Source organism: Emticicia sp. TH156, assembly GCF_002855535.1.
GTDB classification, from domain to species: Bacteria; Bacteroidota; Bacteroidia; order Cytophagales; family Spirosomataceae; genus Emticicia; species Emticicia fluvialis.
On the sequence record NZ_PKRS01000001.1, the window covers coordinates 452,392 to 470,079 of the forward strand.

The following is a 17,688-nucleotide window of genomic DNA, read 5'->3' on the forward strand; positions in this document are numbered from 1 at the left end:
TTTATTGACCTTGTCCTAATGAGTAAGCCGGTTTGCCATCAAAGGCATAAAGGTTTTCGGTTTTTATGGTATCTATATTCTCAGCCAGCGCCTTACCCAGCAATTCAATAATATCATTTTTATCTATTGCTTTGCCTTCAGCTGGTTTAAAACGGCATCGCCAGTGGTCGGTGCAGAAGGTCTCTTTAAACCCGTTCGGCCATACTTTTATACCGCGGTTGGTAATCATGCTTAACACCGCTGCCTCACTTTCAATTTTTTTAATAATCGGCGCCAGTTCCTCAGGGTCTGTGCCTGACCAGTGAACAAAAACATCAACCCCGACCAGTTCTTTTTTGGCGGCAGGCTTTCGGACGTATTTAGGGAGATTAAGCGTTGAATTTCCGGCGTAGCTAACCGGCTTCAGCGTGGCTGGTTTACAGCCCAGATTACCAATTACTGCCTGGGCAAATTCCTTGGTTCCTACTTTTTGCTTACTTACGCCTTCTTTAAAAATATCATAGGTATGTATACCATCTTCAAGCGTTTTCAGCCAGGCATTATGTACTTTCTCGGCCACCTCTGTTTGGCCAATATGGTTAAGCATCATAATGGCTCCATTGAGCAACCCTGAAGGATTAGCCACGTTTTGCCCTGCTCTTCTGGGTGCTGAGCCATGAATTGCCTCAAACATGGCGCATTCTTCACCGATATTGGCAGAACCCGCCAGACCCACCGAACCCGTTATCTGAGCTGCCACATCGCTCAGCACGTCACCATATAAATTGGGCATTACAATTACATCAAAGGCTTCAGGGGTATCGGCCATTTTTGCCGCACCAATATCTATTATCCAGTGTTCGTTTTCTATTTCCGGGTATTCTTTGGCAATCTCATCGAAAACCTGATGAAACAAGCCATCGGTTTGCTTCATGATATTGTCTTTTGTAAAACAGGTTACCTTTTTTCGGTTTTGCTGTCTGGCGTACTCAAAAGCATAACGTACAATTTTTTCGCAGCCTGGTCTGCTTATCAGTTTCAGGCACTGAACCACCTCGTCGGTCTGCTGATGCTCAATACCTGCGTATAGGTCTTCCTCATTTTCACGGATAATCACAATATCCATTTCAGGATGCTTCGTATTCACAAAAGGATACAAGCTCATGCAGGGTCTAACGTTTGAATATAAACCCAGAAATTTTCGGGTGGTAACGTTCAGACTTTTATAGCCCCCACCCTGCGGTGTAGTAATGGGCGCTTTTAAAAAAACCTTGTTGCGTATAATGGTATCCCAGGCCTCAGCAGCTATACCAGAGGTATTGCCCGCCAGATATACTTTCTCCCCTACCTCTATTTCCTCTGCTTCAATTTCAGCGCCTGCCGCCATTATAATTTCTAGTGTGGCATCCATTATTTCAGGCCCTATGCCGTCTCCTTTTGCAATCGTTATTTTTGTCATTTTCTATTGGGTTTATTTTTAACGGCACAAAATTCTGCATTTTAAATAATAAATTTTTATTTATGTTTGTAATGAAAATCATAAAAAAAACTTATGAATTACACACTTAACCAATTGCAGATTTTTTTAAAAGTAGTACAAACCCAAAGTGTAACTAAAGCTGCAGAAGACCTGAACCTGACCCAACCGGCAGTATCTATACAACTTAAGAATTTTCAGGACCAGTTTGATATTGCCCTTACAGAAGTAGTAGGCAGGAAAATTTACATTACCGATTTTGGAAGAGAAATTGCCGATGCCGCAGAGAATATTATTAATCAGGTATATGCTATTAATTATAAAACACTGGCTTATAAGGGCCAGCTTACTGGCCGGCTTAAGATTTCGGTGGTATCAACAGGCAAATACGTTATGCCGTACTTTCTTACTGATTTTATGCAGCAGCACACAGGCATAGAATTAGTGATGGACGTAACCAATAAAAACAAGGTAGTAGAAAGCCTTGAAAACAACGAAGTAGATTTTGCACTTGTTTCTATCTTACCCACCACACTTAACATTGAAAAACTTGACCTGCTGCAAAACAAACTTTATCTGGTAGGCAAAACAAGCGTAGAAAAAAGCCTGGCACCGCAGGAAATTTTTACTCAATACCCACTTATTTTCAGAGAAAAGGGCTCAGGCACCAGGCAAACCATGGAAAGCTTTATTGAGCGAAATCATATTGAGGTTTTGAAAAAAATGGAGCTTACATCAAACGAGGCTGTTAAGCAGGCATTGCTGGCGGGTTTGGGGTATTCTATTATGCCCCTGATTGGTATCAGGAATGAACTGCAGAATGGCGAATTACAGATAATTAAGACAGAGGGCCTGCCCATCAAAACCACCTGGAGCCTTATATGGCTGAAAGGCAAAAAACATGCACCGATTTCTTTGGCGTTTCTGTCGCACCTGAACAAGAAAAAATCGGAAATTGTCGAGGCCAAATTCAGTTGGTATGAGCAGTATTAATAACCAACATGGGCAATTTACTCTGTATTACTGATTAATTTAAACATTGGCGCAAACTGCCAACTTAACATTTTTACGTAATTTAGCGAAAAATTCATCTGAATTAACAAACTAAACCTGACTGGATAATTTCATGAAGCACCTGCTTAACCTCTTCTTTACTTTATTGCCTTTCATTTCAATAGCGCAAAAACCTTTGAACAACGATGCCCGAATGGCCATAGAGCAGATTGATTCTAATCGCATTAAGGCTCATGTGATGTATCTTGCCGACGACAAGCTGAAGGGTCGTCAGCCCGGAAAAGAGGGTTTCCGGATGGCTGTAGATTATGTGCAGAAGCAATATAAAGAAATGGGATTACAGCCTGCCGGAGAACACGGCACATACCTGCAAAAGGTAACTTTACGCAAAAGCCGCCTCATTAAAGAGCAAACAACCTTGACAATAACTTTGGCCAACGGCGCAAAAAAACCATTGACGCTGGGTAATGAGTTTTTTGTGTATCCGCATCCAGAACTGAAATCTATTGATTTTGATGCGCCTCTGGCTTTTGTAGGCACTGGTTTTGACGCCCCCGCCATTGGTATTCAGGACTATAAAAACCTGGATGTGAAAGGCAAAATAGTGATTGTGCTTCGTAAAGTGCCAGACCACCTGTCGGCCAATGTGAAACTACATCTGCAATACCCTGCTACCCTGCAGGAATACGCCGCTAAAAACGGCGCCATCGGCGTTTTGGTTTGTAACTATACCAACAACAATGTTCAGTTTAAAGCCCTGGCCAATAATATGTCAGTAAATGGTATTGGTGCAGCTATTCTGCCCGACGGTAAAAGGGCCAGTTCGGCATCGGTTCTGGGAGGAAAAATACAGATGGCCGGTGGTATTACGGTGCCGTTTCTGAAAGAACTGATGCAGGCTGAAGGAGAAAACCTGGATACAATATGGCAAACGCTTGAAAAAGGGATATACGTAAGTAAATCGTTGAAGGGTTCTTTAAGCGGGCATTATGAATCTGCTTTTGAAGACACCGAGAGCTTTAATGTAATAGGTAAAGTAGAGGGTTCTGACCCCAAACTTAAAAACGAATTTGTTATTCATTCTGCCCATCTTGACCACCTGGGGGTAGGGAAACCTGTTAACGGAGACTCAATCTATAATGGTGCGCACGATAACGCCTCTGGTGTTGCCTGCGCGCTTGAGATTGCCCGTGCCTACACCAAACTGGCCACCAAACCCAAACGCTCGGTGGTATTTGCCATGATGACAGCCGAAGAACTGGGCTTGCTGGGCTCGGGTTATTTCAATGCTTTACCCACCTTACCTAAACAGCAGCTTGTAGCCGATATCAACACCGACATGCCTACCATAATGGCTCCGCTGGAGTCGGTAGCTCCTTTAGGCGCCGAACACAGTAGCTTACAGAAAGTGGTAGAAGAAGCTGCCGGCTATGTGGGGCTGAACGTTGAGCCAGACCCGGACCCGTCTGAAGGACGTTTTGTAAGAAGCGACCAGTATAATTTTGTAAAAGCTGGCATACCTGCGCTGCATATTAAATATGGCTACAAAAAAACTACAATTGAGAAAAACCTGGCCGAAAAGGTGAAAGTGTGGAGAGAAGCCAATTATCATAAACCATCTGACGAGGTAAATGATACTTTTGTGTGGTCTGCCGGACGTAAATATGCGCAGGTAAACTTTCTGATAAGTTATCTGGTTGCGCAAAACCCCGCAAGACCCGCCTGGAATAAGGGAGATTTTTTTGAGACAACGGCCGGAAAATGATATTTTTGTAGAATTAAACCAATTAACCAGCACTAATGGCGCATCATTGCTACTTTAATGGCCAAATCGGCTCTTCAGAGCAGACATCTGTACACATTACCGACCTGGGGCTCTTGCGTGGCTATGGTCTTTTTGATTATTTCCGCACCTATAATGGCCGCCCATTTCAATGGGACTGGTACTGGGAGCGTTACGAACGCTCGGCTAGGCTTCTGCGCCTGCCTAACCCGGTTCAGAAAGCTGAAGCCTACAAAATAGTAATGCAACTGGTTGAGAAATCTGGTCTTGACGACTGCGCCATCCGTTTTATATTGACCGGCGGTTACTCTGAAGACAGCGTTTCGATGAGCAAACCGAATCTGCTGATTATGAGCGAAGATATTCATCCCGTAAAACCGGAAGAGTATGCAAACGGCATAAAAGTAATTGCTTATGAGTTTGTAAGAGATCTGCCAGAGGTAAAAAGTACCGACTACAAGCATTATATGATACTCCAGGCTGATATTAAGGCAGCGCAGGCGTCTGACGTACTGTATCATAAAAATGGCTTTATAAGTGAACTGAGCCGAAGCAATGTATTTATTTTTAAAGGTGATACGCTAATAACCCCCAATACTGATATTCTGAAAGGTATTACCAGAAGAACAACCCTTGAACTGGCCAAACCTCACTTTAAAATAGAAGAAAGAAGTATTTCGTTTACCGAAATGCTTGAAGCAGATGAAGTATTTACTACCAGCACTACTAAAAGGGTGCTGCCTATTACCCGGGTTGACAATAATGTATTAGGAACCGGTAAAATTGGTGCAAAGACACAGTTTTTATTAGACCTGATTAACGAAATGGTAAAAAATTGGTAAAAAATTTATTGCCATGTCTTGCGTGGTTTGGTAAAAACTATTACTTTTGCACCCACAAGTTCAGGATTGACCCATAGTATAAGGGTAGTACAACAGATTTTGGTTCTGTATGTCTAGGTTCGAATCCTAGTGGGTCAACTAAACAAAAGAGGTAATTATTTGAAAATCAAGTAATTACCTCTTTTGTTTTAGGTCTGCCCGGCTCATTCTTCAGTTGAGTTTCCGGCCTTACTACCCTCGTATGAAATAGTATTGATTTTTGAAATCACTCCGTCAAGTTCATTGGCCGATTTTTCCAGATAATCTATCATCTGCTCAAACTCTTCGCTTTTTACGTCCCCTTCTTTTATTAATGATGTAATTGCCAGTATGCGCGCTAATGGCGCCCTTACCAGATGAGACTGAATCCATGAGATTTCCTTGAATTGCTCACTATTCAGCTTTTGCTCTGTAATGTCTTTTGCCACACAAAATATGATGCCTTCTTCTGATGCCGGAGTGACTGTCCAGGACAGCCATTTTACTTTGCCAGATTTACATATAAATCGATTATCAAAGAAAACGGTCTTGTTTACCGTTCTGATTTCATTCAGATAATTCGATACATTTGTGTAATCGTCAGGATGTACAAAAGACATATAGGGCGTCATTAAAAGTTCTTCTTCACTATATTCAAAGGCTTTTAATGCAGCAGGGTTTAACTTCTTAAAGTTTCCGTCAAGCCCGGCGGTTACAATAATATCAGGGGCAAACCTGAATATCTGGTCTAACTCAAGCTCTACCTGTTTCCGGTATATTTCGTTACCCAGTTGCGGCCCCACACTTACGAACAGAGAATGATAGATTTTGTCAGGATTAAGGTTTTCATCCGAACCTATCAGTAAAACCCCCAGAGTTATTCCCTGATGCGAAATAGGAATACCATAGGCCGACTTTAAGTTTGCTCGTCTGGCGTTTTCACTTCTTAAAAAATCGGTTCTTTTGTCAATATCAGACCAAAAAACCGGCTGTGATTCCATCCACACGGTACCAGGCAAACCAGACCCTAATTCAAAACTATTGATAGAGTCTGCCTCTCTGTAAAACTTAAGCGCAATGTCTGTTGTAGCAAACTTTGCTGCCAGACTAATCTTTGTTTTATCAGAAGCCACCATCCAAATTTCAGCAAACTTAAATTCTCCGAACGAAACCAGTTTTTGCAAAACATTGGCCAAAATTGTATTGAGCGATTCTTCAGCACTAAATATCTTACTTATTTCAGATAAAAACGTTTCGCGGAGTTCCTCCTGCTTGCGTTTGGTTACATCTCTCTGAATGGCAATCCAATGCGTATGTTTGCCTTCAGAATCCTTCAAAGGGCTGATTGAGAAGTCGGCCCAGTATGTTTGCCCGTCTTTTTTATAATGCAGCAGTGTAGACGCGCAAGGCTTTTTTCTCATCATAAATTCGACAATTCTGTTAACTTCTGCTTTATCTGTTTTAGGCCCATGCAGAAATGACGGCGGCTTACCCATTACCTCGGCTTCAGTAAAGCCCGTCATGGCGCAAAAAGCCTCATTTACATACACAGTAATTGGTAGTTTACCTGGGCTTTCGGCCACATTAGTAACCAGAACTGCATCTTTGGTATTAGTAATTACCGATTCCATCAGTTTCAACCTGTGTTCCTCGGTTTTACGCTTAGATATATCTCTTACAAACAAAACCAGGCCGCTTTCAGAAGGATAAATGCGGTTCTCTTGCCATAAATTCAACGGGGCGAAGTAATCTTCCATTACGATGTCTGTATGTTTCGTATGCGCTTCCTGAATGGCTTTGTAAGTAGCACTACCAACGGCATCCGGAAAAACCTCCCAAACGTTTTTTCCTATTAGCTCTGCCGCTGTTTTGCCAACGATTTGTTCCAGACGATTATTGACATATACGTAGCAAAGGTTGTGGTCAAAGGCAGCAAACCCGTCTGTTATACGGCCAAGAATGTTGGCTATTTCCTGTGTTTTGGTTACAGACTCCTGTAATGCCATTTTCAGGTCTGTCATATCAAATACCAGAGAATAAAACCCAACTACTTTGCCGTCTGCTACGTCTGGCACATACTGTGTATGGCTTATAATTTTGGGTTTCCCGGGCCGTTCGAGTACCCGCTCAAAAGATTGCGCTTCGCCTTTCAGCACCGCATCCATCCAGGGTTTAAGTTCTTTTACTTCTTCTTCTGTTAGTAAATCAGACAAATAGACCCCATCCATCTCTTCAATCGTTTTGTCAAACCACGTCCGGTATGCATTATTGGCAAACAAACATTTAAAATCGGTGGTCCAGTAGGCAATCATGGCCGGCACATTATCTGTAATGTTTCTCAGGAAACGCTTCCTTTCCCTCACCGCCTGTTCAGTTTGTTTCCGTTCGGTTAAATCAAACCTTATAGACAAATACTGCGTGGGTTTACCTTCTGTATTCAGAAAAGGGATAATGGTGGTATCAACCCAGTAATAACTCCCGTTTTTTGCTTTGTTTTTAATTTCACCTTTCCAAACTTTACCATTAGCTATGGTTGTCCATAATTCTCTGATAAATTCTTTGGAATGATGGCCTGAGTTAATGATGCGATGGTCCTGCTCGATAAGTTCAGCCTCTGAATAGCCTGAAATTTTGCAGAAATTGTCATTTACGTATGTAATTCTTCCTTTCTGGTCAGTTATGGCAACGATAGCCGCCTGATCAAGCGCGTACTTGTAATCAGAAAGTTCTTTTTGAGCAGACTGCTTTTTCATCAGGCAAATGGGCTTAATTGATTGGTGTTACAGGTTAAGCATTATTTGTAATGGTATCACAGCAGGGAGTTGACAAATATTATAAAAGCCTGAAATTCAGAGCTTTTTACAAATATAGTAAAACCTACAAAATTAAAAAGCCTTGTAGCAAATGTTTGTGTACCGAAAAAAAAGACTGCCTGCACAACCGTTTCTACTATTTTAGCCCTGCCCCTATAAAAGTTAGTACATCTTTACGCACACAATAAACCTACATATTTGTATATTTGGCTATACTTTTAAGTAACAATACAAACAAGACAATGAGGGATTCTTGCCGCTGAGGCAGTTTAAAGAATGCTAAACTATTTATTTAAATATTTACCGGAATGAAAAAATTAATTTTTGCGCTACAATTGATGTGCTCCTTGAGTATGGCATTTGGCCAGACAGACACCCTTACCAGCGATAAGGCAGCCAGCTATGTTGATAAGCAGGTAGTGGTAAAAGGGAAAGTAGCCGGTGCAAGACGCTTTGATTCAGGCAATGAGCGTGCACCATTTTTGCTGATTAATTTAGACGAGAATTATCCGAATAGCCCGCTTACAGTGGTGGTATATAAAGAGGTACTTGAAAAAACCACACTGAATGCCGAAGACCTGACAGGTAAGAAAGTAGTAGCCACTGGCAAGATTAGTGTTTTCAGAGGCAGAAACCAGTTGGTGATTGAAAAAATTGAAGACCTGAAAATACTGAATTAGAAATTACACCCGATATTAAAGCAAAAGCCACTGCAAATCTTAATTACAGTGGCTTTTTTATTTGAGGTGTATGTTATCCTATCATTAATGATTCTCTGCGGCGCATCTTTCCTGCAGGTATGCCAAACATCATTTTGAAACGACGACAGAAATAGGCAGTATCTTTATAGCCCACTTCGTGCCCGATGGCCCGGATACTTTTCTTTGACGTACGCAGCAGATTCACAGCTGCTTCCATACGTTGGTATTCTATATAATCCTGCGGATTAATACCTGTCAGCATCTTGAAATACTGGCCTACATAATCTTCAGAAACATTGGCTACGTTTGCCAGCTGCTTGTTAGACAAGTCTCCGGCCAGACTGTTTTTGATGTAAGTAAAGATGTCTATCAGACGAGGGTCTTTGAAATACGTACTGTTGGTTGCCAACTGCTCAACAAACATTCTGTTTTTCAGAATATGGCGCACAATTTCAATAACTATTTCTTCTGTTTTGTTTCTGATAACACGTCCGCGGCCTACTTCATCAGAGAAATCCTCCAGCAGAATATCATGTATCAATGAGCCAAGTTTGCTGTGTTGTTTTATAAAAAACGGCGGAATATCGAGAGATGTAAAGAAGTTTACCGAATCAAACACTTTGGCTTCAAAATTAATCAATCCAAAAGAGTTAGGTACTTTACCAATACTCGAAGAGTCTGTCATGGTCTCGAAATAACTTTCCCGACGTGTCATAAACTCTTCAAAAGAAATATTCTTAGGTTCGCCCACACCATAGCTAATCGTTGCTGCTTTCCCTCCGGGAATAAACAACAAATCACCCGGCTGTACGCGTTCGTCATTCCCGGCCAGTTTCACATCACCATCGTACAGAACCAGAATTGAGTTTTCAACATCATAAACATTCTTAATCTTGATGGTTTGCAAGATTCTGATATGACGCGCTTTGGCGAATTTTACACCAAGAGATTCGATAATCTTATTGTAATCTTCCATGTTGAAGGAGCATTTTCGTGATAGCTTAGAATACTAAACGCAATGTATTAACTAATATTGGACAAAACTAATATATTTTCTCTTTTTTTGTAACAAATAGAAAACAAAAGATGTTCCTTTAATTATATTTTTTTACTTCATTAAGACCTTTTTTCTAAAAAAAGTCTAATTTAACCCCTTTTCAGGACTGCTTTTTTATTATAATTACAAGGTAATATTCCAATATTTTTGATGTTTTATACATAAAAAAAGGCTCTTTTCGAGCCTTTTTTTATCCAACATAATATGTGTTTTGTACTAAAGAAGCCGCTGTTTACTTTAAAATTTCGCGTGCAATTACCAGCTTTTGAATCTCTGAAGTGCCTTCATAAATCTGGGTAATTTTAGCGTCACGCATCAATCGTTCTACATGATACTCCTTTACGTATCCATACCCGCCGTGTATCTGCACGGCCTCGGTAGTGGCCCACATGGCTACTTCTGAGGCAAACAATTTGGCCATGGCTGCCGCCTGAATATAGTCTTTGTCTTCATCTTTTAAACGTGCGGCCTTATATACCAGCATTCGTGCGGCTTCAATTTTGGTGGCCATTTCGGCAAGTTTAAACTGAATAGCCTGATGCTCAGATATGGCTTTGCCGAATGCTTTTCTTTCTTTTGAATACTTCACGGCCAGTTCATAAGCCCCGGCTGCTATTCCCAATGCCTGCGCGGCAATACCTATTCGGCCACCATTAAGGGTTGACATGGCAAATTTAAAACCGAATCCATCTTCACCTATCCTGTTTTCTTTAGGTACCTTTACATCAGTAAACATCAGCGAATGGGTATCAGACGAACGTATCCCCATTTTATCTTCTTTTTTGCCAACAGAAAAGCCTTCCCAGCCCTTTTCAACAATCAGGCAGTTAATACCCTTGTGTTTCAATTCTACGTTGGTCTGGGCAATGACAAGCGATATAGCAGAAGAGTTACCGTTGGTTATCCAGTTTTTAGTGCCGTTCAGCAGGTAGTGGTCGCCTTTGTCAATAGCGGTAGTTTTTTGCGAAGTGGCATCAGATCCGGCCTCCGGTTCTGATAAACAAAACGACCCAATTACTTCGCCAGTGGCCAGTTTGGTAAGATATTTCTGTTTTTGTTCTTCTGACCCGTATTTCTCAAGCCCCCAGCATACCAGTGAGTTGTTCACAGACATAATTACCGAAGCTGAAGCATCTACCTTTGATATTTCTTCCATGGCCAGCACATAAGAAATAGTATCCATACCTCCACCGCCGTATTCAGGCGATACCATCATACCCAAAAAGCCCAGCTCGCCCATCTTCTTCACTTGCTCGGTCGGAAATTTTGAATGTGTATCGCGTTCAATGGCTGTTGGGAGTAATTCAGTCTGGGCAAATTCACGAGCGGCCTGCTGCACAGCCAGGTGCTCTTCTGTTAGATTAAAATTAATACCTTCTATAGTTGTAGCTGCCATGAGATTTTAGTATTGACTTTATAGTTGATGATTGGATTTAACAAAATTACATGGAAATAAAATAGTATGCAAGCATACCATAGTACTTGTAAAGTAAAAAGTCAGCTGGTATGCCGGCTGACTTTCATGATGGTTTATAAGCCTTTGAGGATTGTCTTTAAAACTGCCTGTGCCGACCACTCACGGTTGGCAGCCTGCTGAATAACGACAGACTGATGGTCCAGCACCTCGTCGGTTACTTTCAGATTGCGGCGCACGGGCAGGCAGTGCATAAACAAGCCGTTATTGGTGAGGTCCATTTTTTCTTTGGTAATCATCCACGATGAATCCTGGGTAAGCACTTTACCGTATTCGTTATAGGACGACCAGTTCTTACCATACACAAAATCGGCGCCTTTCAGAGCTTCATTCTGGTCATAAATCACTTGGGCATTCCCTGCAAATTCAGGAGCCAGTTCATACCCATGCGGATGCGTAATCACAAACTCATAGTCTGTCTGGTTTACCCATTCGCAAAAAGAATTGGCCACAGCCTGCGGCAATGGTTTAAAATGCGGCAACCAGGTAAGCACTACCTTCGGCTTTTCTACTTTTTTATGCTCTTCAATGGTAATCAAATCGGCCAGCGACTGGCATGGGTGGCGTGTAGCCGACTCCAGATTCACAATCGGAACCCCTGCATACTGTCTGAATTTTTCCATCACCAGCTCGCGGTAATCTGCCTCTCGGTCTTGCAGGCCTGCAAAAGCTCTTACGGCAATAATATCGCAATAGCTGCCTATAACAGCAGCGGCTTCTTTTACGTGTTCGGCTTTATCGCCATTCATTACTACACCATCTTCCATTTCAAGCTGCCAGCTATCCTGCCCTACATTCATCATCAGCACTTTCATGCCCAGGTTTTCTGCAGCTTTTTGGGTACTCAGGCGGGTTCTTAAACTCTGATTAAAAAAGATTAAACCAATGGTTTTGTTTTTTCCCAGTTCCTGTTCTGCAAAAGGCGCTTTTTTCTGACGCATCCCTTCATTCACTAAATCCCGGATATTCTCTACATCTTTCAGCGAAATAAAATTTCTCATTTTCAACTTGGCAAAAATCGAATAGTATAATTAATAGATAACGATTGTATAGTGGTTTGAATCCGGCTAACCCCGGGCCATCAGGTCTGGGGCAGGCAAATTCGCCACAAATATGGCTATTTGAAAAACAATAACAACAGGCTATTGGTTTAATTTTTTTGTCAGCAAAAACAAAGGATAACTGATAATGAGAAAGATCAGTGCATAACCGCTGCTGCTGATGTCCTGATACACTGCGCCAATCAGAAACAAAATTGATATTACTATCAGTAACCAGGGTATAAAAGGATACCCCGGCACTTTGTAGGGTCTTGGTAAATCAGGCTCTTTTTTGCGTAGCATCATAATGCTGGCAAACCCTGCAATGTAGCACATCACAAAAAAGAAAACCGCAATATCTGATAGCTTCTCGCAGGTATCTTTCCCGCTTAGAATGAGCAATATTGAACAGAGTCCGGTAAGTGGCATGGCAATGGCGGGCGTGCCCCCGCTGTTTACTCTTTGAGCAGCCTTGAAGAAAAGTCCGTCGCGACTCATGGAATAAATCACCCTTGGCGAGAACATAATCTGCGCATTAAGAATACCAAAAATTGAAATAGTAAGAAAGAATGTTACAATACTGGCAGACTTGTTGCCGAAAATCAGCTTTATGGCATCTGAAGCCGCCAATTTAGAACCGGCCAGGGTTTCTATTGGCATAATGTAAAGTATAGCCAGATTTACCAGCAGGTAAATGGCTATGATTACCAGCACGCCGCTGATCATAGACTTGGGCAAATTACGGGCCGGGTCTGTACTTTCTTCTGAAAAATACGCGGCCGTATGCCAGCCATCAAAAGTATAAAACACTGATTGGAGCGAAACTATGAGGCCTGTTAACAGACCCGGGCCTGCCACTTTCTGAGTGGTTTCTACCAATTGCTGGCTTTTTATTTCACCGCCATATACAAAACAAACTATTACAAAAGCAAAAAGGCCAATGGCTTTAAGAAAAGAGATAATTTCCTGAGACCTGCCGGCCGACTTGGTACCCAGCCAGTGGAAACTCATCAATAACAACAGAATGCCAATAGCCACATAGCGGATGATGGGTTCAACATCAGGCAGCATTAAAGCTATAAATTCGCTCATGGTATAGGCGCCAAAACCCAGGGCAGCCACTGTGCCCAACCAGCTGGTGATACCGGTTACAAAACCCACGTAATCGCCAAAGGCACGGCGGGCATAAACATACCAGGCGCCTGCTTTGGGTACCGACACGCCCAGTTCAATAGCGCACAACACACCTAAAAAAGCATAGATGCTTACCAGTATCCAAACAAGCATAATTAATGATGGGTCGCCCAGATTAGCCGCTATAGGGCCTGGTTTACGCAAAATGCCTGTTCCTATCGTTCCGCCAATGGTAACGGCAATACCAAAACCTACGCCTAGAAGTTTGAGAAGTTCACCCTTGTTTTTTTCAGAAGCCATGCTTTTGCGTCATTAATTGGAACGAATATAGCAAATAATGAAACAAATAGAAGAAAAGCAAGAATGGAAAGCGCAGAAGAATAAGAAAAACTGATTAACAGAAACAGATAAACGTCTAATTATAAAACGCTTACATACGCAAACATTAACAGAATGCCTGCTACAAAAATTTATCTATTTTGATATTAACCCCACCCTGGCTTCTCCATTATTGATGCAGGCCAGGGTGGGGCAATAACTACAGCCTTACTCTTACCGCCAGCAGAAAATTGGTTCCTGCCTGCGGATAATAGAAGTTTTCTGTAACTACCTGTTGTTCATAAATATAGCTATAGGTATAGCCATTTGATTCGTACAGATGATTGAGAATGTTATTAACCAAAAGGCTAAAGGTCATTTCTTTCACAATTTTCGGATGCACCGTAAAATTGGCACGCAAATCATTCACAAAAAAGGCGTTCAGTTTACGTTTTTGGTCTGCTGTATTATCCATGTACTGCTTACCTACATACTTAGGCAGCCAGGTGAATTCAAGATTTTTTACCGGGGCAAAAGACAACTGCCCACCAGCTATCACATTAGGCGAAAACGAAATATCTGTTTTTGTGTACTGATTAACTTTATCGGCGCCACCATCGTAATTCACCACGGTTTCGGTAAAATTTTTAATTTTATTCTGGCTGAATGTAGCATTGGCGTTTAGTCTCCATTTTGGGGCAAAATTCCAGTTGGCTACCAGCTCAATACCTGCTCTGTAGCTTTTCGGAACATTCACCCGGATGGCCTCACCGACTCCGTTTACCTGTCCGGTCAGCACCAGTTGGTTGCGGTAGTTCATGTAATAGAAGTTCGCGTCGAAGCTCAGTTTCTGATTTGCCCAGCGATACCCGGCCTCTAAATCTTCCAGATGCTCGGGTTTCGGTGCTTTTATGTTATCCACAAAGTCGGTGCGGTTAGGCTCTTTATTACCTATGGCATAAGAAGCATATACAGATGCCCCGGTGCTTAACTGATAATTCATCCCGACTTTTGGGTTAAAGAAAGAAAAAGAAGTGTTTCGGGTAATATCCTGCAGTTTGTCGGCAATTCCTTTCATATCATACCCAACGGTGCGGTACTGCACGTCGCCGAACAGATTGAACCGGTCTGATAACTGATAATAAACCTTACCGAAAATGTTAAAATCGGTTTTAAGAGACCTGCTGGTGTACCATCGGTAATCGTTAGCAGGTGTCTCGGCCAGCTTTGTCCAGATTACTTCGCCGAAATGATGCCCATCATATTTGTTCCATGCCCCACCTATATTGGCTGAAAGCTTCTTATTACTCTGGTAATCAAAAGAGTACGTAATTCCATAAAAATGATTATCGAGCCACTTACGACGCACCAGGTCGGTAGAGGTAATGGTATCTCCGCCTATTATCACATTGGGTAGTTTATAGCCGGCGAGTGCGTCATCTGACCTGAACTGCTCATAGTAACCTTTACCACGCGTATAATGCAAAGTCGGATTGAACGTCCAGCGCTCGCTTAATTTAAAAGACGAAATCAATTGGTAATTATCCTGCTGATAATTATCAACCTGGTTCGGATACGTGTAAGGGTTGTATGTACGATTGGTTTTCAGAAGTTTCTCGGGTACCCCCTCCCAAGCCTGATAAGTAACTTCTTTCCCTGAGAAGATATTCAATCTGATAAAATTACTTTTGTTGTAGTAGCCCGTTGAAAAATAGAAAGATTTCAGGTCTGAACTGGCTCTGTCGATGTATCCGTCTGAAGATAATTTCGATAACCGGGCATCTACCACAAAATGGTTGTTTAGCAGCCCTGTACTTGCCATTACATTGGCTTTCATAGTGTTAAAAGACCCATAAGACAGGTTAGTCTCGCCAAAGGCCTCACGCTCATATCCTAAAGTGCTGATGTTCAGGCTGGCTCCGAAAGCCCCTGCGCCATTGGTAGAAGTACCTACCCCTCGCTGCACCTGAATACTTTGAACACTGGACGCAAAGTCTGGCATATTTACCCAGAAAGTACCCTGAGACTCTGAGTCATTGTAAGGAACACCGTTAAGGGTAACATTGATACGCGTAGGGTCTGAACCGCGGATACGTATCCCTGTATACCCGACACCCGCCCCGGCATCTGAACTCACTACTACCGACGGCAGTTGGTTGAGTAAAAAGGGCAAATCCTGCCCCAGATTCTGCTTTCTGATATCCCGCTGATATACGTTTGTGAACGCCATACCGGTTTTTTCGTTGGCACGTGTAGACCTCACCACTACTTCGTTCAGCTCTTTGATTTTGGTAGAGTCCTGAGCATTGGCTGAAAAAACTACCATGTTCATCAGCAAGACAACCGAAACGGTTCCCTGAAAAGATTTAGATAGGTTTAAAAGAAAACTGGCAACACTTTTTGTTAATTTTTTCATTGTATCACGAAAATTTTAACAAGGCAAAGGAGTAAAATCTTGTGAACCCATGAGGCTCGTTTGGTTAAACAAAATTTTAAATGGAAAACAATAGTTTTGCAGGTGCGCATCCTACAGTACTATTCTCTGTCCCTTCGGCAGAATTACCTGCATCAGGTTCAATGGGTATAATCTCAGCCCGTTATATTAAGGCACCCCTTTTGAGATAAGTTGTGCAAAGAAAACGTTTTTTTTAGAAATCTTGTTTATATTAGTGATAGAAATTTATGGCACAAATGGAATTGTTGACGTAATCCGAAAGTAAATAACCCTGCGTGATGTAGATTTTGTGCTGTTTTTATTTTAAAGAGAAGATACTATGACTCAGTTTATGGTGGAATTTGATTTGCCAGTGCCTTTCCCAGAAAGTTTCATTGCAAAAATTCCTTATCAAAGAATTGCTGTTAATCAATTGCTGGAAGACGGCAAATTGCACTCTTATGCGTTGTCTTCAGACAGAAGCAGACTATGGTGTATTGTAAACGCCCAGGATGAACTGGAAGTAATGGATATTATTTCTGAATTTCCGTTAATAGATTATATGTCTCATACCATTACCGAATTAATGTTTAATAATTCAGTAGTAATGAAAGTACCTACTTTTTCACTGAACTAACATCTTTTGGTGGCCTGCTTAACAGGCCACTTATATTCTTGTCTAAAACCTCATGCCCAATTTTCTTATCACTAATAATTTAGCTCTTCCAGAGAATTACTCGATTGTTGAACTGGATGGCAATAAAACACAGACACTCAGAGGCTTTTATGAAGAAATTGCCGATGCTTTGGCGTTCCCGGAAGAGTTTGGTTTCACGCTTGATGAACTAGACGAAATGCTAAGCGATTTGTCGTGGCTGGAAGACGAAAAAATTGTACTGTATATTTCTCCTTCCGACGTTTTCATTGAAAAAGAGAGGAACCCTGAGAAAACCGGAACCCTGCTAAATTTGCTGGATGCCATTTGTGAAGACTGGCGTTGGGCAGATGACGAAGAAGACTTGCCCAAAAAAGAACTGATTTTTGCTTTTTCAGAAAGTGCCAGAATAAAAGAGCTATTGACTAAACAGGAAATTACTTTTAGAAGCGAATGAATTTTTTCTTGAGAAAATGGCAGGCAGGAGACGAGCCATCTTTGGCAGAAAACGCAAATAATTACCGTATCTGGAGGAATCTGAAAGATATATTTCCGCACCCTTATACCATTACTGATGCTTTTGAGTGGGTTAAACTTGCCCGAAAAACAGCAGAAAACCTGGCTATAGTAGTAGAAAACAAGGCTGTTGGCGGCATAGGTATTCTGCTAAAAGACGATATTTATTGCCGAAATGCCGAAATTGGTTACTGGCTCGGAGAACCTTACTGGAACAAAGGCATCATGTCTGCAGCCATTGAAGAAGTAACTGGCTTTACCTTTGCCAACTACCCCATTCATCGCATTTACGCCGGTGTTTTCGAATATAATACCGGTTCTATGCGCGCCTTGCAAAAGGCGGGTTACCAAAAAGAGGCAGTTCTCAGGCACGCTCTGTTTAAAGAAGGGCAATTATATGACGAACATATTTTTGCCCGTTACCGACCCTGAC

The 17,688-nt window shown here is 41.8% G+C and carries 14 protein-coding genes, 1 tRNA gene and 1 riboswitch; of the genes, 8 read left to right on the top strand and 7 right to left on the bottom strand.

What is annotated here, in order from left to right:
• Position 1: 1 nt before the first annotated feature.
• A complete protein-coding gene (locus C0V77_RS01965; RefSeq protein WP_101724624.1) occupies positions 2–1,438 on the bottom strand; it encodes an NADP-dependent isocitrate dehydrogenase in 1,437 nt (478 codons plus the stop codon).
• 93 nt (positions 1,439–1,531) lie between these two features.
• On the opposite strand from C0V77_RS01965, the gene C0V77_RS01970 reads away from it, so the two are divergent.
• From C0V77_RS01970 to C0V77_RS01985, 4 genes are all read left to right on the top strand, one after another.
• Positions 1,532–2,449 (top strand): LysR family transcriptional regulator, encoded by a 918-nt coding sequence (locus tag C0V77_RS01970; RefSeq protein WP_101724625.1) that lies wholly within the window; start codon positions 1,532–1,534, stop codon positions 2,447–2,449.
• Between the two features lie 133 nt (positions 2,450–2,582).
• Positions 2,583–4,235: a M28 family peptidase gene (locus C0V77_RS01975; RefSeq protein WP_101724626.1), complete on the top strand. Its 1,653-nt coding sequence runs from the start codon at positions 2,583–2,585 to the stop codon at positions 4,233–4,235.
• A gap of 35 nt (positions 4,236–4,270) precedes the next feature.
• Entirely contained in the window at positions 4,271–5,095 is an 825-nt protein-coding gene (locus C0V77_RS01980; protein ID WP_101724627.1) for an aminotransferase class IV, read from the top strand.
• Positions 5,096–5,162: 67 nt separating this feature from the next.
• Positions 5,163–5,233 (top strand) — tRNA-Gln (locus C0V77_RS01985).
• Positions 5,234–5,298: 65 nt separating this feature from the next.
• On the opposite strand, the gene C0V77_RS01990 is transcribed toward C0V77_RS01985, so the two are convergent.
• Complete coding sequence (locus tag C0V77_RS01990) at positions 5,299–7,866, bottom strand: PAS domain S-box protein (protein WP_101724628.1); 2,568 nt, start codon at positions 7,864–7,866, stop codon at positions 5,299–5,301.
• Positions 7,867–8,234: 368 nt separating this feature from the next.
• Here C0V77_RS01990 and C0V77_RS02000 point away from each other — a divergent pair, with 368 nt between their 5' ends.
• Complete coding sequence (locus C0V77_RS02000; RefSeq protein ID WP_143705989.1) at positions 8,235–8,606, top strand: hypothetical protein; 372 nt, start codon at positions 8,235–8,237, stop codon at positions 8,604–8,606.
• Positions 8,607–8,679: 73 nt separating this feature from the next.
• Here C0V77_RS02000 and C0V77_RS02005 read toward each other — a convergent pair whose 3' ends face one another.
• The 5 genes from C0V77_RS02005 to C0V77_RS02025 all read right to left on the bottom strand — a co-directional run bounded on the left by C0V77_RS02005 (position 8,680) and on the right by C0V77_RS02025 (position 16,066).
• A complete protein-coding gene (locus C0V77_RS02005; RefSeq protein WP_101724631.1) occupies positions 8,680–9,603 on the bottom strand; it encodes an AraC family transcriptional regulator in 924 nt (307 codons plus the stop codon).
• Between the two features lie 313 nt (positions 9,604–9,916).
• Positions 9,917–11,080 carry an acyl-CoA dehydrogenase gene (locus tag C0V77_RS02010; RefSeq protein WP_101724632.1) on the bottom strand — a complete coding sequence of 388 codons (1,164 nt, stop codon included), beginning with the start codon at positions 11,078–11,080 and terminating at the stop codon, positions 9,917–9,919.
• A 134-nt stretch (positions 11,081–11,214) separates the two neighbouring features.
• A complete protein-coding gene (locus tag C0V77_RS02015) occupies positions 11,215–12,159 on the bottom strand; it encodes an N-acetylornithine carbamoyltransferase (RefSeq protein WP_101724633.1) in 945 nt (314 codons plus the stop codon).
• 141 nt (positions 12,160–12,300) lie between these two features.
• Positions 12,301–13,632 carry an APC family permease gene (locus tag C0V77_RS02020; protein WP_101724634.1) on the bottom strand — a complete coding sequence of 444 codons (1,332 nt, stop codon included), beginning with the start codon at positions 13,630–13,632 and terminating at the stop codon, positions 12,301–12,303.
• Between the two features lie 238 nt (positions 13,633–13,870).
• A complete protein-coding gene (locus C0V77_RS02025; protein WP_101724635.1) occupies positions 13,871–16,066 on the bottom strand; it encodes a TonB-dependent receptor in 2,196 nt (731 codons plus the stop codon).
• 111 nt (positions 16,067–16,177) lie between these two features.
• Positions 16,178–16,275, bottom strand: a riboswitch (TPP riboswitch).
• A 149-nt stretch (positions 16,276–16,424) separates the two neighbouring features.
• Between C0V77_RS02025 and C0V77_RS02030 the strand changes: the two genes are divergently transcribed.
• The 3 genes from C0V77_RS02030 to C0V77_RS02040 are packed head-to-tail and all read left to right on the top strand — an operon-like array spanning position 16,425 to position 17,687.
• Positions 16,425–16,721: a muconolactone Delta-isomerase family protein gene (locus tag C0V77_RS02030; protein ID WP_101724636.1), complete on the top strand. Its 297-nt coding sequence runs from the start codon at positions 16,425–16,427 to the stop codon at positions 16,719–16,721.
• 52 nt (positions 16,722–16,773) lie between these two features.
• Positions 16,774–17,196 (top strand): barstar family protein, encoded by a 423-nt coding sequence (locus C0V77_RS02035; RefSeq protein ID WP_101724637.1) that lies wholly within the window; start codon positions 16,774–16,776, stop codon positions 17,194–17,196.
• Positions 17,193–17,687, top strand: a complete 495-nt coding sequence (locus C0V77_RS02040) for a GNAT family N-acetyltransferase (protein ID WP_101724638.1) — start codon at positions 17,193–17,195, stop codon at positions 17,685–17,687. Before C0V77_RS02035 ends, C0V77_RS02040 begins: the two co-directional genes overlap by 4 nt.
• The last annotated feature ends 1 nt before the right edge of the window (position 17,688 follow it).